Source organism: Ruegeria sp. H4 (assembly GCF_056533065.1).
The window spans coordinates 1,184,142-1,201,812 of record NZ_JBQFOC010000001.1 but is presented as its reverse complement, the minus strand read 5'-3'; the positions used below and the strand labels follow the sequence as shown (position 1 = coordinate 1,201,812).

The following is a 17,671-nucleotide window of genomic DNA, read 5'->3' as shown; positions in this document are numbered from 1 at the left end:
AAAACCGAAAGGTCCGCGATGCGAACAAAGGCACGCAAGATGTTCTACCGCGCGCGCGGATACTATACAGGCAATCTGAATAGTGAGGCTTTTCGCCTTGATCCGTACCATTCCAAGTTCTGGCGCGAAGCAGGCGATGGAACATGGGAACCTGAAACGTTCAAGGTTCTCGACAAATTTCTGACGCCCGATAGCGACTACCTTGATATCGGGGCCTGGATCGGCCCGACGGTTCTGTATGGGGCCCGCAAAGCCCGGCATGTCTATTGCTTTGAACCTGATCCAGCGGCCTATCGGTTTCTGGCGTGGAATCTGGACTTGAACCAGATCAGAAATGTCTCTGCTTTCGGTGTCGCCTTGTCCGACACGTTTGGTGTGGCCAGAATGGCCTCGGTCTGGGGCGAGCCCGGGGATTCAACCACGTCCCTGCTGCACGACGAAGCGCATGGGAATGACGCGCTGACGATCACATGGGAGCAATTCCAGTCGACCTGTGATCTGTCGAAGGTTTCACTGGTCAAAATGGATATTGAAGGGGCCGAGTTTTTTGTTCTGCCGACGTTGATTGCTTGGCTAGAACGACAAAAACCAGCGCTGTATTTGTCACTTCACGCACCACTATTGGCCGAAGATGAAAGGCTTGAAGCTACACAGAGCCTGCTGAACTCATTGAGTTTTTACTCCAATCTCAGCGACGAGAACTTTGATCCAGTTACGATCGAGCAACTGCTGAAGCCCGAGGCACTTTCTAGGTTTCAAACGGTTCTGTTGCACGCATAGACGCGTCAATTGAGTTTCTTGTTAATCGAGCAATTTAACTTGCCTTTTCGCGCTTAAGGTGCTGCCTTGGCGACACCAAATCAATCACGACAGGCATTCATGAAACATCTTACTATCGCATTGTTCACACTAATTGGCACACAAGTCGCAGCCACAGAATCCGTTAACTATGTCTGCAAAATGACCAAGCAGGATAGCCATGGCTGGATCGCGTCAGAATATTCGTTCCGCATCGATCCGGCCGCGACGTCCGCAATGGCAGCAAGCTCTTATCAGGACTGGGCAGAAGCCAAATTCAAAAATCGTGGTTCCAAGGGTTATCGCCTTGTATGGAACATCGACGAAACAATGGCCGCCGGCGGAAATGTCCGCGTTCGATACCAGGCTAACCTGAATCCGTCAGATAACTCAGTCAAAGTTCGTATGGCATTTTTGCAGGGCAACTTTGCGAACAAACCCTATGGCGTAGGGACTTGTTCGTCTAACAAATGATACAACAAGGCCCCGTCTAAGTCGGGGCCTTATTAATGCAAATCAGTAAACCCCAACCTCACTGCCGGGCTGCGCCGCCACCTTGAGCAGTTTGAACACGTAATCCGCCGCTGAGCGGAAGCAGACCACGCGGAAGCTGTTGGCGTCATCCATCCAGAATGCACCTGCCACCTGGGCAAGACGCGAGCGGCGGATTTGGCCGGGTTGGAACGCGTCGCCCGAGAAATCGACCGGGGCAACCTTGCCCATCACCTCGCGTGCTGTTGCGCCGGAGACCCGAAACACCGCACGGGCATCCGAGACGTTGACAGCTAAGGCATGCGTTCCACCCAGCGCATTGGTCATGGCGGCCAGTTTGGCTTCGACCTCAGCATATGGGACCAGCACCAGCAACTCGTCCGGGGACATCCAGCAGACGCCGGTATCACCGTTCACCAGCGCCTGATGCTGATCGGGCACTTTTTGCCCGGTGGCATCTTTGATCGCCTTGGCCAGCACCTTGTCGGATTGGTTGCCGCGCAGGGTGATCATGCCCTGCAGTCCGCATTCCTCGATCTTAGCGATGCCGTCATAGCTTGCATGATTCAGGGCGCTGATGGGTTCAGACATTCTGCTTCTCCCCGTCTTTGTCATAGAAGATCGGATCTACGATCTTGGCTTTGTAGGTTTTGCCATCGGTACCCGGGAACTCGACAATCTCTCCCATCCGATCGGGCCCATGCTTGATCAGACCCATGGCGATGCCTTTGCCCAGATTGGCCGAGTAGTAGGTCGAGGTGACACGCCCGATCATATTGCGCTGACCGTTGGCGTTGACGCCCTCGCCCACCGCATAAGCGCCATCTGGGATGACGGAACCATCCACAGTCTCCAGCCCGACCAGTTTCCAGCGGTCCGGGTCGGCCATGTGGCTGCGCGAATGGGCGCGTTTGCCCAGATAGTCTTCTTTCTTCTTGGACAGAGCCCAATGCAGCCCAAGATCCTGAGGGATCACGGTGCCGTCGGTCTCATCCCCGATCATGATAAAGCCCTTTTCGGCCCGCAGGATGTGCAAACACTCGGTGCCGTAAGGCATCACGCCGAATTCTTTGCCTGCCTCCATCAGCGCATCCCAGAACGCCTGACCCTGCGACGCAGGCACGGCGATCTCATAAGACAGCTCACCCGAGAACGAGATGCGATAAGCACGGCAGTCGAAGTCACCGATCTTGCCATCGCGCCATTCCATAAAGGGCAGCGCCTCTTTGCTGACATCCATGCCGCCCAGCTTTTCCAAAACCTTGCGGGCATTGGGGCCAACCACGGCGACCTGAGCGTATTGCTCGGTCACGTTAGCGACATAGACTTTCCAGTCCCACCATTCGGTCTGCAGCCATTCTTCCATATGACCATGGATACGCTCGGCGCCGCCAGTGGTGGTGTGGCACAGCCATGTATCCTCATCGATCCGCGCGACAACGCCGTCGTCGATCAGGAAGCCGTTCTCGGAACACATCAGGCCATAGCGGCATTTACCGATCTTCAACGTGGACATCATGTTGGTATACATCATGTCCAGGAACTTGCCTGCATCCGGGCCTTTGACGATCAGCTTGCCCAGCGTCGAGGCATCCAGCAGGCCGAGGTTCCCGCGGGTGTTCTTCACCTCACGGTTCACGGCGTCATGCACAGATTCACCGGGACGGACATAGGCATAGGTCCGGCGCCAATGGCCGACTGGTTCCCAATCGGCGCCGTTCTTGTCGTGCCAATTGTGCATCGGGGTCTGACGGATCGGTTGGAAGATTTCGCCACGTGCTTCACCACCAATCGAGGCCAGCGAGATAGGCGTGTAAGGCGGGCGGAAAGTGGTGGTGCCGACCTTCGGAATCTCCGAATCCAGCGCATCAGCAAGGATCGCCAGACCGTTGATATTGCTCAGCTTACCCTGATCGGTCGCCATGCCCAGCGTGGTGTAACGCTTGGTATGCTCAACGCTTTCATATCCTTCGCGCGCGGCCAACTGAACGTCCGAGACTTTGACATCATTCTGGAAGTCCAGCCAGGACTTGGCGCGCAGTTGGATTTCTGCATTGGCTGGCATCAGCCAGACCGGTTCCAATGGCGCCTCGGCGGTGGTTTCACCTGCCGGAGCCTTGGTGCGTTTGGGTTTGTGCCCGGCCGCTTTCGCCGCCGCTTTGCCCGCTGCATCCGCGTCGGTCAGAACATCGCCCAGTGCAAGCGGCCCGTTCGAGCTACCTGCGGCCAAAACGAAACCTTCACCATCGGCTCCGCGCGGAGGGCGCGCGGGATCGGGGCGGAAATGGGCATTTGCCTCATCCCAAATCAGCTTGCCGCCGCAATGCGACCACATGTGCACAACCGGGGACCAGCCACCGGACATGGCGACCGCATCGGCCTCGACCTCTTCGCGAGCGCCGCCGATGCCTTCTTGATTGCAGATGGCGACTTTCTTGACACGCTTGCCGCCTTTGACCTTGGCAATCGCCTTGCCGGGATCCACACGAATACCCAACTGGCGCGCCTCCTCGGCCAGCGGACCTGCCGCGGCGCGGGCATCGACCACGCGTAACACATCAACTCCGGCCTGTTTCAGGATAATCGCGGTTCGGTATGCATCGTCATTGTTGGTGGCCACGATCACGCGCTGGCCTGGGGTCACGCCCCAGTTCACAACGTAATCGCGCATGGCCGAGGCCAGCATCACACCCGGCACGTCGTTGCCCGCAAAGGACAAGGGGCGTTCAATCGCACCCGTCGCAGTCACTACCTGCTTGGCGCGGATGCGCCACAGGCGATGGCGCGGGCCCTGGGTGCCGGGTTTGTGATCAGTCAGACGTTCATAGCCCAGCACATAACCATGGTCGTAAACCCCCGCGCCCATACAGCGGGTGCGCATGGTGACATTGTCCATCGTTTCGAGTTCGGAAACCAATTGTTCCACGAACTTATCCACAGACTCACCATTGATCGAACCGCCATCAACCGGAGCACGACCACCCCAATGGGCTGTCTGCTCGATCAGCATGACTTTGGCGCCAGACGCAGCCGCCACTTTGGCCGCTTGCAGGCCTGCGACACCACCGCCGATCACCAACACATCGGTGAAGGCGTAGAAATGCTCATAAGTATCCGCATCGCGGCTGTCCTTGTCGGGCGCTTTGCCCAGACCTGCAGATTGGCGAATGAACGGCTCGTAGACGTGTTTCCAGAACGGTTTCGGATGGATGAACGTCTTGTAGTAGAACCCGGCAGGCAGGAACCGTGCCAGAGCGGTGTTGACCGCACCAATGTCGAATTCCAGGTTCGGCCAGTGGTTCTGCGAGGTTGCGGTCAACCCGTTGAACAGCTCGGTCGTAGTGGCGCGCTGGTTCGGCTCGAACCGGTTGCCCTGCCCCAGACCGACCAATGCGTTCGGTTCTTCCGCGCCGCTGGCGACCATACCGCGCGGGCGGTGGTACTTGAATGACCGGCCCACCATCATCTGGTCATTGGCCAGCAGGGCCGAGGCCAGCGTATCGCCCTCAAAGCCCTGCATTGAGGTGCCGTTGAAGGAAAAGGTAACCTTTTTCGACCGGTCAACCAGCCGGCCTTGTTTTGCGAGACGGGTGCTCATTGTGCGGACCTTTCGCAGGTGGAAGCATCAGGACTTCCGGCGGGAGTATTTTTGAACAGGTGATGCATCAGGAGAACTCTCTCCACGACCAGCCGGGGCGTTTGGCCGTGATGGCGTCTTTGATCTCTTGCGGCGGTTCAGTGGTCTGGGCCGGATATGTTCCGTAGACCTCAAGCGTGTCGGTATCGCGGGCTGCGATGAACCATTTCCCGATTCCATAGGCGTGTAGCCAAAGCTCGAAATGCACACCGCGCGCGTTTTCGCGGGTGAACATGTAGCTTTCAAACTCCTCATCCGAGGAGCCCGGGCCAAAGCGTTTACGATGCGCTTCACCGCCACAATGGAGTTCGGTTTCATCCAGCATGGCGCCGGTGAATGGGCATTTGAGTGTCAGCATGATGCAGTCTCCTTGAAGACGCAGAGTTGAGACAACAGGGTTTCCGAGAACTGCGGATGCATCAGTGCGCCACTCCGGCGGCAACGCTTTCGTCGATAAAGCGGCCCTCTTTGAAGCGGTCCATCGTGAAAGCTTCGGTCAGCGGCGAATGACCTGTGGCCATCAGCTGCGCCATGCCCCAACCCGAGCCGGGAATGGCCTTGAAGCCGCCAGTGCCCCAACCGCAGTTGATAAAGCAATTGCCCAGCGGCGTGGTTGACAGAATGGGCGAACGGTCGCCGGTCATGTCCACGATACCACCCCACTGACGCAGCATTTTCAGACGTGAGATCATCGGGAAGGTTTCGATCAGCGCGCGCACGGTTTCTTCGATATGGTGGAAACTGCCGCGTTGGGTGTAGTTGTTGAACCCGTCGGTGCCGCCGCCAATAACCATCTCACCTTTGTCGGACTGGCTCATATAGCCATGCACTGTGTTGGCCATCACGACCACGTCCATGCAGGGTTTGATCGGCTCGGAAACCAGCGCCTGCAGCGCCACCGCTTCCAACGGCAGACGGAAACCCGCCATCTCGGCCAGCTGACCGGAATGCCCGGCAACCACGATGCCCAGCTTGTCACAGTCGATGGCACCCTTGGTGGTGTCGACACCAACGACGCGGCCATTTTCCGACCGAACCCCGGTGACCTCGCATTTTTGGATGATGTCCATGCCCATGGCCGAGCAAGCACGCGCATAGCCCCAGGCAACCGCATCGTGGCGCGCGGTACCACCACGTTCCTGCCACAGCGCCCCCAGAACCGGATAGCGCGGGCCATCGATATTGATAATCGGCACCAGCTGCTTGACCCGCTCAGGCCCGATCCATTCGGTTTTGACCCCTTGCAGGGCATTCGCATGCGCCGTGCGCTGGTAACCCCGAATTTCGTGTTGGGTCTGCGCCAGCATCATCACGCCGCGCGGGCTGAACATGACATTGTAGTTCAGGTCCTGGCTCAGATCCTCGTACAGGCTGCGTGCTTTTTCGTACAAAGCCGCCGATGGGTCCTGCAGATAGTTCGACCGGATGATGGTCGTATTCCGACCGGTGTTACCACCGCCCAGCCAACCCTTTTCGATGATCGCGATATTCTGGATGCCGTAGTTCTTGCCCAGATAGTAGGCCGTCGCCAGACCATGCCCCCCCGCACCAACGATAATCACGTCATAACGTTTCTTGGGTTCAGGGGATCGCCACGCGCGTTCCCATCCTGTGTGATAGCGCAACGCTTCGCGCGCAACAGCAAAGGCTGAATAGTGTTTCATATGCGAATCCATCCGGTTCGGTGATTGGGCGCAGATATGCCTTGAAGCAGCAGAATATCTCTGCCGCACAACGCCGCAATATCGCACTATTGCGACATGTCGTCCATTCGCGGCCATTTGTCCCTTTTGTCAAACGACTGGCGGGTCTAAGTCAGATCAGCTACTTCGGAGGAGCCATGACGTTCTGGGTTCTGATACTGTCCATCGCGCTGCTGATTGCAGCCTTTCTAAGCTACAGCTTGCTCCGTGGTCGCCGCGATGCAGAGCCCGCCGCAGCCTATGACCTTCGTGTCTACCGGGAACAACTGGTGGGCGTTGACCGCGATCTGGCCCGCGGCGTGATCGGCGAGGCAGACGCCGAGAGGGTGCGCACCGAAATCTCTCGCCGTATTCTGGCGGCAGATGCCCAGATGAACAAAAAGACTTCCGAGGTCGGCCCTTCGCGGGTCGTGTCCTTGATTGTGATTGGCGGGCTGGCACTGATACTCGTCGGCGGTGCGGCGTTTATGTATCAACGTCTAGGTGCCGTAGGTTTGCCGGATATGCCGCTTCAGGCGCGGATCGAACTGGCGGAAGACGTCCGCGAGAACCGGCCCTCGCAAGCCATCGTCGAAGAAATGACGCCTGCGCCTCCGCCAAGGCAGTTGGATGAAAGTTATGCCAGCCTTCTCGGTCAGTTACGTGAAACAGTTGCAGCGCGCCCTGACGATCTGCAAGGGCAGATGCTGCTGGCGCAACATGAAACAAATGCCGGGAATTTTCGCGCGGGGTATGCAGCGCAGCAACGGGTGATTGAACTGTCAGGCGACGCGGCAACAGCTGACGCTTATGCGGATCTTGCTGAAATGATGATTTTGGCAGCGAATGGCTATGTCTCACCCGAGGCCGAACAGGCCCTTTCGCACGCCCTGGATCGCGATCCGAACCACGGCCCCGCGCGATACTACTCTGGTCAGATGCTGGCACAGATCGGTCGCCCGGACATCGCGTATCGCGTCTGGATCGAAACCTTGCGCGATGCCCCTGCGGGCGCGCCATGGGCCGAGGCGATCCGGACCCAATTGGATGACCTTGCCTGGCGCGCAGGTGTCTTCAATGCCCCCGAAACTGCCCCTGTACCGGGACAATCTGGTCCCAGCCAGCAGGATGTGGCTGCTGCTGCCGATATGACGCCAGAAGAACGGCAGGAGATTATACAAGGCATGGTGAACCAACTGTCGGATCGTTTGGCGACCGAGGGCGGAACCCCCGAAGAATGGGCGCGCCTGATCGCAGCACTCGGCGTTCTGGGACAAGCCCAACGCGCCATCGATATCCGCGACGAAGCCGTGACCGTATTTGCTGGCAACACCGCCGCCCTGCAACTGATCGACGCCGCAGCGCTGCAGGCGGGTATTGCCCAATGATCCATGATACGTTCGAAGAATTTGCTGCCACTCTGGCACCGATGACGGCGCTGATGGGTCTGGACCTAGGCGAAAAGACGATCGGCGTTGCCGTGTCAGACCGAATGCGCGGCGTGGCAAGCCCGCTTGAAACCGTGCGCCGCAAAAAGTTCACCCTCGATTCCGCCCGATTGCTTGAATTGATCGCCGATCGTGAGATCGGTGGCATCATTCTGGGCCTGCCGAAAAACATGGACGGAACCGAAGGGCCCAGGTGCCAATCGACCCGCGCCTTTGCCCGCAACCTGTCGCGTCTGACCGCATGCCCCATCGGGTTCTGGGATGAACGCCTCAGCACAGTTGCGGCAGAAAAGGCACTGTTAGAGGCGGATACGACACGAAAACGTCGCGGACAGGTTATTGATCATGTCGCAGCGGGTTATATCCTTCAAGGAGCGCTCGACAGGTTGCGCTTTTTGTAACGGGTCGGAGACCGCACATGACAAACATGGTTTGGAAACGGAACGAGGTGGAAAGCCCCTGTATCCAGATCTGTGTCGTACACCCGACTGAGCGTATTTGCACCGGCTGCTACCGCACGATTGATGAGATCACCCGCTGGTCCAAGATGGACAGCTCAGAGCGCGCGGAAGTCATGGAAGACCTGCCCAACCGCAAGCCGCGTCTTGCGAAACGTCGGGGCGGTCGGGCCGCGCGTTTGAACGGGTTGTAACTCATCAGTTCGCTGTGTCGTGATGCTCTGGCAGTTTTGTACGTGCTGCATCGTGAATTGGATGGCGGCCACGCAATTCCTCGGCAAATAGACCTGCGATCTCGGATTGGCTGGTTTTGAGTTGATCTGGGGTCGTGAGCTCATGAACCTCAGCCAGATCACCGGGCAAAGTCTGAACAACGCCGCGGGCGGAAAAGATTTTATTTAAGACAGTCCTGAACGTCATTTCGAGCATCCTTTAGTGAATTAAATAATCAGTGCCGCCGCGGGCAGCGTTCGAGCTGAGAGGGGTCGTGCTCAAGAACGTTTCCGGCGTGAGTGGCAACCCGCGGCGACAGCGCCGAGGTAGCCAGTTCGATCCTCAATTTTACGGGGAAAACTCTCAAATTTTGATCGTTTTTGAGTACAAAACTGGAATTTCCAACAAATACCCACAAATTCCCTTACGTCACAAACGACGTCTATCGGCACTAAACGCGCCAATACGCGCACTCCAATGCCCGTGTTCGAATCGAGTTTGTGCAGATTTCAGCCAGCAGCCAGCCAGGATTTGGCGTTTTCCACCTCGGCCGAGGGGAAAAACTGCGTGCGAACGCCCAGGATATGACGCGCCACGCGCTGTGCGATATGCTGCCAGGCTGCATCACCAACGATGGCCGCGCGATCTAGCAGGCGGATGTGATTTCGAGCCAGACGGAAATGCGCAGCCAGTGCCGATAGACCTTGCCAGCCGTCAAACTCGCGCAGGTCAATCAGCAACCGAAAGCTCTCGCGCCCTTGCAGAACAGCGTCCAGTGCTTCCTCGGCCTTGCTGTATTCGTCTGGGTCCAGCTTGCCCAACAGACTGATCTGAACACAGGGTCCGCCCAGATCGGTGACATGGATCGATCCCAGAGACTCACGCATCCATCGCCGTGCAGCTTCCAGTTCTGCCATCTCGAACACCTGCGTCGGACAGGGTAGGATCGGGGCGGCCAGACGGATACTGGTTTGCACCCAACCCTGATCGGCGACAACCGCGATCCGGTCAAACCCACGCCAGTGGCTGAGCCCCAGCTTGGTATCGGACCAGGCGGCCCCCAAATCATAGCCTTTGAACTCGGGCTGAACGATGACCAGCAATCTAACCGCTTCATGCTTGGCCAAGGCAGCCTCGATCGCAGGAACCAGTGTCTGGGAATAGTCTGCGCTGGTGACTTCACCTGACAGTTCGACTTCTATCAACGCACCGTCTGAATTCGTGTGAACCGTAATCATGGTTCAAAACCTCCACTCAAAACAATGATTGGAGGTTATGGGGATTCGATCCATTCGGCCACTCCCCCCGGATATTCGGGGCGGAAATAGGCGATCATCCGTCCATCTGGCCCGGCCGAGGCCCCATCACTCCATGGGGCAACCCCATGCAGACAGTGGCGGTGCAACACATAGGCCTCACCCGGTTTGGCAGGCAGAGTGATCCGGGGACAGGTTTCAAACACAGTACGGCGTGTGGCCTGATAGATATCGGTGATATCAACCGTATGCAAAACATCGCCCGCGTGGTCCGCCAGCGCATCCCGAAAGGCTGCGCCCATTGCCTTGTGGCTTTCATCCCAAACAACCAATGGCGCAGCCTCATCGCTGGCCTCGGTCAACGGGATGCCCAATATCCACGCATGAGGTTCGTCAATCCGGCGTCGGCGATCCCGCCCCATGGGGCGCAATCCATCCACATGGGCCGCATCCCTATTGCGCCTATACCGCGCGGCAGCCTCGCTTTCGCCCCGTCGGGCGCGTGGGTATCCGGGATAAATGACCGAGACCTGACCTCGGTGTAGTGGCAGCTGGCCAAAGTGATCCTGCAAGAAAGTGGCGGCCTTGCCCGCCAGTGGCGCTGAGTTCCCAACGCGACCCTCAGTATCATTCGGTAGCGCATCAACACCAACAAACCATGTGCCATCGCAATCCAGCCATTCTGCAAAAGCGGGATCGCGCACCGTTTTTTGCGCAGCAGGCAGCGCATGTTCGATCCAATCCGCCAGCACCGGGTCATAGGGGAATTTCACCCATCCACGCGACCAGAAATCACCTACCATCCCAGCGCCTTGCGCAACATGTTCAGCGCCACCAGCGTCAGGAACACGGCAAAGACGCGCTTAAGCGGCTTCGGGTCCATCGCGTGGGCCAGCTTTACCCCCCAGGGCGCGGTGATCATAGTCATCGCCACGACGATGCCAAAGGCGACAAGGTTCACCGCGCCGATGGTCAATGGGGGCCGATGTTCCGGTGCAATGCCCAGGAACAAAAACCCAAGAACGGAAGGTACAGCAATGATCACGCCAAACCCGGCTGCCGTTGCAACCGCCCTGTGGATAGGCATGTTGTAAAGGCTCATAAGTGGTACACCGAAACTGCCCCCTCCGATCCCCATCAGGACGGACAGAAACCCAACCGATGGTGAAAGAGCCGCGCGTTTAATCCCTTTGGGCATTGCATCCCCCAGGCGCCATTCGGATTTTCCCAGACCCAGATAGGCACCAATCACCATGCCCAGCACCCCAAAAAGCGCCTGCAGCGCTTCGGTGCGCAAGGCTGACGCGACCAGAACGCCAAAAACCGCCCCCACAGCGATCCCTGGGCCCCAACCGCGCAGGATATCCCAATCCACCGCGCCCTTTTTGTTGTGGGCCAGGACCGAACGAATAGAGGTGACGATTATCGTCGCCAAAGACGTGGCAAGGCACAGCTGCATCAACTGTGGTCCGCCATATCCTAGTGTTTGGAAGGCGTAGAAGAACGCCGGCACCAGCACGATGCCGCCACCTACCCCCAAAAGCCCGGCCAGAACGCCTGCAAACGCTCCGATCACAAGCAAAAGACCCAGCATCTGCGCCAGCAACATTGTATCGGGCATATTTCCCCCAAGAACCGGCGGTGCCGGTGTTACCTTCCTAAGCCTCTGCCATAGGTGCGACACGGTCCAGGGCCTGTAACATCACTTCCGGCCCGGCCCCGTCATGCACCGCCCCTTCGGACAAGGCCCGCCGCCACGCCCGGGCCCCCGGGCGGCCAGCAAACAGGCCAAGCATATGCCGGGTGATCTGGTGCAAACGCCCCCCATTGGCAAGGTGGCGTTCGACATATGGCACCATGTCCTGAACAACGGCAATTGGATCCACAGTCGCGCCGGTCTGGTAAATCCTCATATCCGCCTGAGCCAGAATATCGGTTGGCTGATGATAGGCCGCACGCCCGATCATCACGCCATCCAACCCTGCCTCAAGATGCGCCTCTGCCTGATCCAGCGAGGTGATCCCGCCATTGATCGAAATATGCATATCCGGAAACTCCGCCTTCATCTGATGCACCAGATCATAATCAAGCGGAGGGATATCCCGGTTTTCCTTTGGGCTGAGCCCTTGCAGCCAGGCCTTTCGGGCGTGGATCGTCACCCGCATACATCCTGCCGCGCGGATTTGGGTCAGAAAATCCGGCAGAACCTTTTGCGGCTGCTGATCATCGACTCCGATCCGGCACTTGACCGTCACGTCAACATCCACCGATGTCCGCATCGCCGAGACGCATTCGGCCACGCGACCCGGTTCTTTCATCAAGACCGCACCAAAGGTTCCGGATTGCACCCGATCCGAGGGGCAGCCGCAATTCAGATTGATCTCATCATACCCCGCATCTGCTCCAAGCCGCGCCGCCTGTGCCAGCTCCTCAGGATCGGAGCCGCCAAGCTGCAGCGCCACGGGATGTTCTTCGGGATTATAGTCGAGTAAATGCAATGCCCCACCCCTTACCAGAGCGGGTGCAGTCACCATTTCTGTGTACAACAAGGTCTCGCGACTGAGCAGCCGATGCAGGTACCGGCAGTGACGATCCGTCCAGTCCATCATCGGCGCAATAGACAATCGCGCTGCACTTACTGCCTTGCCTGTCACAGCAAAACCCCCGTCTAACTCTGTAGGCCAGGCATTGGAAATACGAGCATGCGCACGGCCCGCCGGGTCTAACCTGTATTTATCCGGATTGCCATCGGACATCTAACCGCCTCAGAAGGCCCTTAGCTAGGAAGCCCATATCGGCTGATCATCATCTCGACGCTGTTCCCAATTGTCTCGGCCATCTCGGCCTCGCTGAGCACCGAACCACTGAACAGCAAGGGCCAGAACGCACGCGCCTTGATCAGGCCGATGAACTCCTTGCCCGCCTGTTCAGGGTCATCAATTTTTAGTTTTCCATCCTCCGCCGCGCCTTTCAGCATGTCGACAAAGGCAGCTGTCTTGTCCAGTTTGCCCTGCGCTTCGGCGGCAAGCATCGGGTTGCGCAAAGTTTCGCTTATCACCATGCGCGACATGGCGATAACCTCGGGCAGCATCAGAATACGCCCCTCGGCCCAGGCCAGCTCTGTCATCTGTTCGCGTATGTCCCGATTTGAATCGTACTTGATTTCGACCACTTCCGCGAACCTACTCGATAACTCCACGACAATGGATCGAAAGAGATTTTCCTTGCTTTCGAAATACTTATAAAGTGTCCGCTTGGAAACTTCAGCCCGAGCTGAGATGCGATCCATACTGGACGCGGCAAATCCCTTTTCAAGGAACTCGGCTACGGCTGCGTCGATGATCTGCGCGTATTTTGACGCATTCGGCGCGCTGCATTCGTTCATGGCAGAGCTATAGACCCATTGACCTGCGCAGGTCAAACACTACGTAAACTTATCAGTTTACAGGGCGCATTTCCTGTGCCACATGTAAACGCGCCAGTTTACCGATTCAGGTAACAGCCAACAGGAGACGACCCCCATGGCCCTTTCACTAAAACTGAACGGCGAGACCCACACGGTTGACGCCGAACCCGGCACCCCCCTGCTGTGGGTGATCCGGGATGAGCTCAAGCTGACCGGAACCAAATTCGGTTGCGGCGTTGCCTCATGCGGCGCTTGCACTGTTCACGTCAACGGCGAGCCTGTCCGGTCGTGCCAGACCTATATCGAAGATCTGGAGGATGCCGAGATCACCACCATCGAAGCGATCGGCGACGACAAAATCGGCGCGGCCGTGCAACAAGCTTGGGTCGAGCTGGATGTGGTGCAATGCGGATACTGCCAATCCGGTCAAGTGATGTCAGCTGTGGGTCTTTTGTCTGAAAACCCAAAACCCAGTGCTGAAGAAATCGACGAATACATGTGGGGCAATGCCTGCCGCTGCGCCACCTATCAACGCATCCGCGCTGGTGTTCAGCGCGCATCTGAGATTCTGGAGGCCTGATCATGACCATCAACACCTCCCGCCGTGGATTTTTGAAAGGCGCAGCAGCAGCCAGCGCCGTTTTGATTATCGGTGCCCGCCCCGATGGCGTGCTTGCCGCCGCATCCTCGGACAGCGCCCAGCTCAATCCGTTTGTGAAAATAGATGCGGATGGCACCGTGACCGCAATCGTCAAGCATTTTGAGATGGGTCAGGGCCCAGCAACCGGTCTGCCAACCATCATCGCCGAAGAGCTTGGCGTGACGATGGATCAGATCGAATACGAATTCGCACCATCTGATCCGCAGGTTTACAATAACCTTCTGTTCGGCCCGTTCCAGGGAACTGGCGGTTCGACTGCGATTGCAAATTCGTGGATGCAATACCGTCAGGCAGGTGCCTCCGCGCGCGATATGCTAATCAATGCTGCCGCCCAAAGCTGGGGCGTCAACCCAAGCGGTGTCACGATCGAGGATGGGATCATCACTGCTGGTGACAAAACCGCCCCAATTGCAGAATTTGTGGCCGCCGCATCTGCACTGGAGGTGCCTGCAGAGCCCCGCCTGAAAGACCCGTCAGAGTTCCGATTGATCGGAAACGAGAGCGTGCGCCGCAAGGATTCGGCGATCAAGGGCAACGGCCAGGCGAAATTTGCGATGGATGTGCATCTGCCCAACCAGATGGTGGCCATGATCAAGCGGCCAGAGTCGCGCGGTGGCATCGCTTTGGGCTTTGACGACAGCGCATCGAAAGAGATCAAAGGCTATATCAACGCGGCTATTCTACCCAATCAGGCCGGTGTTGCGGTTTATGCCGAAAATACATGGGCCGCGATTCAGGCAAGAGACATGCTTGAGGTCGAATGGGACATGTCAGCGGCAGAAACCCGTGACTCGGACCAAATCAAAGCCGAGATCATGGCCGCGCTGGACGCAGAGCCAGAGTTCAACGTGAACCAGGCGGACGCCGCAACGGTCGCCGCAGCCATTGATGGTGCGGATACTGTGATCGAACAGTCGTTCTATTTCCCCCTGCTGGCCCATGCGCCGATGGAACCGCTGAACTGCACCATCGAACAGACCGCAGAGGGTGACATCATTCTGCATGATGGCGCGCAGATGCCGACCGGTCCGCACATGGCCTACCAGCAGATCTTCCAACTGCCACCAGAGAAAATCCAGATCAAGACAATGCTGGCTGGCGGGTCCTTTGGACGCCGCGCAACGCCGGATGCAGACTATCAGGTCGAAGCTGCGCTGGCCTTTGTGGTCACAGACCGGTCGCGCCCTGTGAAGCTGGTTTGGACGCGTGAGGATGACATCCGCAGCGGATACTATCGCCCGGCCTTTGGTCACAAAGCGCGGGTTGGTCTGGACGCGGATGGCAATATCGTCGGATGGCAGCATCAGGTGGCCGGTCAGTCGATCATGAAGGGAACGCCGTTCGAATCCTTCTCGGTTCATGACGGCGTCGACCACAGCTCGATCGAGGGTATTGCAGACAGCCCCTACAATATTCCCGGTATGGCGCTTGGTCTGACGGATACGCCCAAGGCAACTTCGGTTCTGTGGTGGCGGTCGGTGGGGCACACTCACACCGGTTACGTCATGGAGGTCATGATGGACCTGGCGGCTAAGGCAGCGGGTCGTGACCCGGTTGAATTCCGTCTCTCTTACCTGGCTGATGGTGATGATCCAGATCAGTCGCGCAAAGCAGGCGTATTGAAACTGGCGGCTGAGAAGGCCAATTGGGGCAATCCTGCTGAAGGACGGGCTCAGGGTATCGCTGTGCACAAATCCTTTGGATCCTATGCCGCTCAGGTCGTCGAAGTCTCTGGCGACCCTGAATCGGGCATCAAGATCGAAAGGGTGACCTGTGCAGTGGATTGTGGGATTGCGGTTAACCCTGATGTTGTCCGTGCCCAGATGGAAGGTGGCATCGGTTATGGCATCGGTCACGTGATGCGCGGTCAGATCACGCTGACCGGTGGCGCTGTAGATCAATCGAACTTCCCCGACTATGAGCCGCTGAGGATCGGTGATATTGCCGCCATTGATGTCCATATCGTGCCATCGGCCGAAGCGCCCACCGGGGTGGGTGAGCCAGGAACGCCCCCAGCGGCGCCTGCTTTGGCCAATGCGATCAACACTCTGTCCGGCGTGCAGATTGCGGCGCACCCGATGACAGAGGATGGCATCAGCTTCGTCTGATCTAGTGGATCCCATAACGCAAATTGCGCCGCCCCTTTGGGCGGCGTTTTTCTTTGCAGAAGGCTCCTTATGAATAATTTGATCAAATTTCGTGACTTCGAGGGCCTGCTTCGATACATCTCAGTTAATCGGAAGAACGGAACCTGAAAAATGGACCTGAGTACTTTGCATAATTTTCGCGTCGCAGCCTGCGATCTGAACGGTCAACTGCGCGGCAAACGGGTTCCACCAAGTTATGCGGACAAACTCTCAAAGGGTGCGGTACGTATGCCGTTCTCGGCCCTGAATGTGGACCTGTGGGGTGCGGATATCGACGGCAGCCCCTTGGTGTTTGAAAGCGGCGATGCAGATGGCGTTCTGCTGCCAACGGAACGTGGGCCTGTTCCGATCCCATGGCTGGGCGCGGAAACCGCATTGGTTCCCATGTGCCTTTATGACGATGCCGGTACTCCGTTCGCGGGCGACCCACGGCATGCCCTATCGGCCACATTATCCCGTTACGCCCAGCGCGGCTGGTCGGTGGTTGCCGCGACTGAACTAGAGTTCACCCTGCTGGACGCTTCCGGCCCCCACCCCCAGCCCCCTCTGAACCCAGTGACCGGTCGTCACCTGACGGACGAAGCGGTGTTGTCGGTCGCGGAAATGGATGCGTTCGAGGCGTTCTTCTCTGATCTCTACGATGGCTGCGCCGTGATGGGCATTCCGGCGCAAACCGCCATATCCGAGAGCGGTATCGGCCAGTTCGAGATCAACCTGAACCATCAAGATGCGATGCGCTGTGCAGATGATACATGGCTTTTCAAGGCGTTGACGCGCGGTCTGGCCCGCAAATACGGGTTTGCTGCAACATTCATGGCGAAACCTTATGCAAATGATGCGGGAAACGGGATGCATGTGCATTTCTCGGTCATCGATGCCGACGGGCGAAACGTTTTTGATGATGGTAGCCCCGAAGGCACCGACCTGTTGCACTCTGCCGTTGCGGGCTGTCTAGTGGCCATGCCAGCCAGTAGCCTGATTTTCGCACCACACGGCAATTCCTATGCACGACTGGTGCCCGGTGCACATGCACCCACCGGCGCAAGTTGGGCCTATGAAAACCGAACAGCGGCCATCCGTATTCCAGGGGGCGCACCGGCCGCCCGGCGTATCGAACATCGTGTTGCCGGCGGTGATATCAACCCTTACCTTATGCTGACCGCCGTACTGGGTGCGGCACTGATCGGGATCGAAGATGATATGAAGCCGCCCGCCCCGATCACCGGGAATGCCTATGAGGTAGACGGGCTGCCGCAGCTTGCGAGCAATTGGTCCGAAGCGATTGACCAATTCGAGGCCGACCCAATCATGACCCGCCTGTTCCCAGCTGAGTTGATCCGCAACATGGCCCTGACAAAACGGCAAGAGATCGCGCGCTTTGCAGATCGTCCTGAAGACCAGCATTGGCTGAGTTATTTAGAAGCTGTTTGACCCCCCTTGCCCGGCGTTCGCGACTAGGGTATTTCTGAATTT

Annotated in this window: 18 protein-coding genes; 8 read left to right on the top strand and 10 right to left on the bottom strand. The window is 57.9% G+C overall.

Annotated features, from left to right (window positions below; all coding sequences use genetic code 11):
• Positions 1-18 precede the first annotated feature (18 nt).
• Together ACR0KG_RS06125 and ACR0KG_RS06120 are read left to right on the top strand one after the other, a co-directional pair.
• The gene (locus ACR0KG_RS06125; protein ID WP_480546697.1) at positions 19-780 is read left to right on the top strand and encodes an FkbM family methyltransferase; all 762 of its coding nucleotides are present in this window, start codon (positions 19-21) and stop codon (positions 778-780) included.
• 99 nt (positions 781-879) lie between these two features.
• Positions 880-1,272, top strand: coding sequence for a hypothetical protein (locus ACR0KG_RS06120; protein WP_480546695.1), 393 nt, complete (start codon positions 880-882; stop codon positions 1,270-1,272).
• A gap of 42 nt (positions 1,273-1,314) precedes the next feature.
• Here the strand turns inward: ACR0KG_RS06120 and ACR0KG_RS06115 are convergent, their stop codons facing one another.
• The 4 genes from ACR0KG_RS06115 to ACR0KG_RS06100 form a co-directional block, all read right to left on the bottom strand.
• Complete coding sequence (locus ACR0KG_RS06115; protein WP_480826766.1) at positions 1,315-1,881, bottom strand: sarcosine oxidase subunit gamma; 567 nt, start codon at positions 1,879-1,881, stop codon at positions 1,315-1,317.
• On the bottom strand, positions 1,874-4,888 hold the full coding sequence (locus ACR0KG_RS06110; RefSeq protein WP_480826765.1) for a sarcosine oxidase subunit alpha family protein: 3,015 nt from the start codon (positions 4,886-4,888) through the stop codon (positions 1,874-1,876). Before ACR0KG_RS06110 ends, ACR0KG_RS06115 begins: the two co-directional genes overlap by 8 nt.
• 67 nt (positions 4,889-4,955) lie before the next feature.
• A complete protein-coding gene (locus ACR0KG_RS06105; protein ID WP_480542310.1) occupies positions 4,956-5,285 on the bottom strand; it encodes a sarcosine oxidase subunit delta in 330 nt (109 codons plus the stop codon).
• 61 nt (positions 5,286-5,346) lie between these two features.
• Entirely contained in the window at positions 5,347-6,591 is a 1,245-nt protein-coding gene (locus tag ACR0KG_RS06100; RefSeq protein WP_170530698.1) for a sarcosine oxidase subunit beta family protein, read from the bottom strand.
• A 176-nt stretch (positions 6,592-6,767) separates the two neighbouring features.
• Between ACR0KG_RS06100 and ccmI the strand changes: the two genes are divergently transcribed.
• From ccmI to ACR0KG_RS06085, 3 genes are read left to right on the top strand one after another with little or no spacing between them, the layout of a single operon-like run.
• Complete coding sequence (gene ccmI / locus ACR0KG_RS06095; RefSeq protein ID WP_480546687.1) at positions 6,768-7,997, top strand: c-type cytochrome biogenesis protein CcmI; 1,230 nt, start codon at positions 6,768-6,770, stop codon at positions 7,995-7,997.
• Positions 7,994-8,458: a Holliday junction resolvase RuvX gene (gene ruvX, locus ACR0KG_RS06090; RefSeq protein ID WP_480546685.1), complete on the top strand. Its 465-nt coding sequence runs from the start codon at positions 7,994-7,996 to the stop codon at positions 8,456-8,458. The genes ccmI and ruvX overlap by 4 nt, the downstream gene beginning before the upstream one ends.
• A gap of 17 nt (positions 8,459-8,475) precedes the next feature.
• Complete coding sequence (locus tag ACR0KG_RS06085) at positions 8,476-8,709, top strand: DUF1289 domain-containing protein (protein WP_480542303.1); 234 nt, start codon at positions 8,476-8,478, stop codon at positions 8,707-8,709.
• A gap of 4 nt (positions 8,710-8,713) precedes the next feature.
• Here ACR0KG_RS06085 and ACR0KG_RS06080 read toward each other — a convergent pair whose 3' ends face one another.
• The 6 genes from ACR0KG_RS06080 to ACR0KG_RS06055 form a co-directional block, all read right to left on the bottom strand.
• Positions 8,714-8,935: a hypothetical protein gene (locus ACR0KG_RS06080; RefSeq protein ID WP_480542301.1), complete on the bottom strand. Its 222-nt coding sequence runs from the start codon at positions 8,933-8,935 to the stop codon at positions 8,714-8,716.
• A 302-nt stretch (positions 8,936-9,237) separates the two neighbouring features.
• Positions 9,238-9,966 carry a SpoIIAA family protein gene (locus ACR0KG_RS06075; RefSeq protein ID WP_480546681.1) on the bottom strand — a complete coding sequence of 243 codons (729 nt, stop codon included), beginning with the start codon at positions 9,964-9,966 and terminating at the stop codon, positions 9,238-9,240.
• 35 nt (positions 9,967-10,001) lie between these two features.
• Complete coding sequence (locus tag ACR0KG_RS06070) at positions 10,002-10,787, bottom strand: hypothetical protein (protein ID WP_480826764.1); 786 nt, start codon at positions 10,785-10,787, stop codon at positions 10,002-10,004.
• The gene (locus ACR0KG_RS06065; RefSeq protein WP_480546677.1) at positions 10,781-11,605 is read right to left on the bottom strand and encodes a sulfite exporter TauE/SafE family protein; all 825 of its coding nucleotides are present in this window, start codon (positions 11,603-11,605) and stop codon (positions 10,781-10,783) included. Before ACR0KG_RS06065 ends, ACR0KG_RS06070 begins: the two co-directional genes overlap by 7 nt.
• Before the next feature lie 37 nt (positions 11,606-11,642).
• Entirely contained in the window at positions 11,643-12,740 is a 1,098-nt protein-coding gene (dusA, locus tag ACR0KG_RS06060) for a tRNA dihydrouridine(20/20a) synthase DusA (RefSeq protein ID WP_480826763.1), read from the bottom strand.
• Positions 12,741-12,760: 20 nt separating this feature from the next.
• Complete coding sequence (locus tag ACR0KG_RS06055) at positions 12,761-13,369, bottom strand: TetR/AcrR family transcriptional regulator (protein WP_480546673.1); 609 nt, start codon at positions 13,367-13,369, stop codon at positions 12,761-12,763.
• 136 nt (positions 13,370-13,505) lie between these two features.
• Here ACR0KG_RS06055 and ACR0KG_RS06050 point away from each other — a divergent pair, with 136 nt between their 5' ends.
• The 3 genes from ACR0KG_RS06050 to ACR0KG_RS06040 all read left to right on the top strand — a co-directional run bounded on the left by ACR0KG_RS06050 (position 13,506) and on the right by ACR0KG_RS06040 (position 17,629).
• Positions 13,506-13,970, top strand: a complete 465-nt coding sequence (locus ACR0KG_RS06050; protein WP_480546671.1) for a (2Fe-2S)-binding protein — start codon at positions 13,506-13,508, stop codon at positions 13,968-13,970.
• A 2-nt stretch (positions 13,971-13,972) separates the two neighbouring features.
• Positions 13,973-16,159, top strand: coding sequence for a xanthine dehydrogenase family protein molybdopterin-binding subunit (locus tag ACR0KG_RS06045; protein ID WP_480546669.1), 2,187 nt, complete (start codon positions 13,973-13,975; stop codon positions 16,157-16,159).
• A gap of 150 nt (positions 16,160-16,309) precedes the next feature.
• Positions 16,310-17,629 carry a glutamine synthetase family protein gene (locus ACR0KG_RS06040; RefSeq protein WP_480546667.1) on the top strand — a complete coding sequence of 440 codons (1,320 nt, stop codon included), beginning with the start codon at positions 16,310-16,312 and terminating at the stop codon, positions 17,627-17,629.
• The last annotated feature ends 42 nt before the right edge of the window (positions 17,630-17,671 follow it).

Excerpts from the sequence above, each read along its gene's own strand:
- ACR0KG_RS06125 (WP_480546697.1), top strand. The coding sequence starts at position 19 with ATGCGAACAAAGGCACGCAAGATGTTCTACCGCGCGCGCGGATACTAT.
- ACR0KG_RS06120 (WP_480546695.1), top strand. The coding sequence starts at position 880 with ATGAAACATCTTACTATCGCATTGTTCACACTAATTGGCACACAAGTC.
- ACR0KG_RS06115 (WP_480826766.1), bottom strand. The coding sequence starts at position 1,881 with ATGTCTGAACCCATCAGCGCCCTGAATCATGCAAGCTATGACGGCATC.
- ACR0KG_RS06110 (WP_480826765.1), bottom strand. The coding sequence starts at position 4,888 with ATGAGCACCCGTCTCGCAAAACAAGGCCGGCTGGTTGACCGGTCGAAA.
- ACR0KG_RS06105 (WP_480542310.1), bottom strand. The coding sequence starts at position 5,285 with ATGCTGACACTCAAATGCCCATTCACCGGCGCCATGCTGGATGAAACC.
- ACR0KG_RS06100 (WP_170530698.1), bottom strand. The coding sequence starts at position 6,591 with ATGAAACACTATTCAGCCTTTGCTGTTGCGCGCGAAGCGTTGCGCTAT.
- ccmI (WP_480546687.1), top strand. The coding sequence starts at position 6,768 with ATGACGTTCTGGGTTCTGATACTGTCCATCGCGCTGCTGATTGCAGCC.
- ruvX (WP_480546685.1), top strand. The coding sequence starts at position 7,994 with ATGATCCATGATACGTTCGAAGAATTTGCTGCCACTCTGGCACCGATG.
- ACR0KG_RS06085 (WP_480542303.1), top strand. The coding sequence starts at position 8,476 with ATGACAAACATGGTTTGGAAACGGAACGAGGTGGAAAGCCCCTGTATC.
- ACR0KG_RS06080 (WP_480542301.1), bottom strand. The coding sequence starts at position 8,935 with ATGACGTTCAGGACTGTCTTAAATAAAATCTTTTCCGCCCGCGGCGTT.
- ACR0KG_RS06075 (WP_480546681.1), bottom strand. The coding sequence starts at position 9,966 with ATGATTACGGTTCACACGAATTCAGACGGTGCGTTGATAGAAGTCGAA.
- ACR0KG_RS06070 (WP_480826764.1), bottom strand. The coding sequence starts at position 10,787 with ATGGTAGGTGATTTCTGGTCGCGTGGATGGGTGAAATTCCCCTATGAC.
- ACR0KG_RS06065 (WP_480546677.1), bottom strand. The coding sequence starts at position 11,605 with ATGCCCGATACAATGTTGCTGGCGCAGATGCTGGGTCTTTTGCTTGTG.
- dusA (WP_480826763.1), bottom strand. The coding sequence starts at position 12,740 with ATGTCCGATGGCAATCCGGATAAATACAGGTTAGACCCGGCGGGCCGT.
- ACR0KG_RS06055 (WP_480546673.1), bottom strand. The coding sequence starts at position 13,369 with ATGAACGAATGCAGCGCGCCGAATGCGTCAAAATACGCGCAGATCATC.
- ACR0KG_RS06050 (WP_480546671.1), top strand. The coding sequence starts at position 13,506 with ATGGCCCTTTCACTAAAACTGAACGGCGAGACCCACACGGTTGACGCC.
- ACR0KG_RS06045 (WP_480546669.1), top strand. The coding sequence starts at position 13,973 with ATGACCATCAACACCTCCCGCCGTGGATTTTTGAAAGGCGCAGCAGCA.
- ACR0KG_RS06040 (WP_480546667.1), top strand. The coding sequence starts at position 16,310 with ATGGACCTGAGTACTTTGCATAATTTTCGCGTCGCAGCCTGCGATCTG.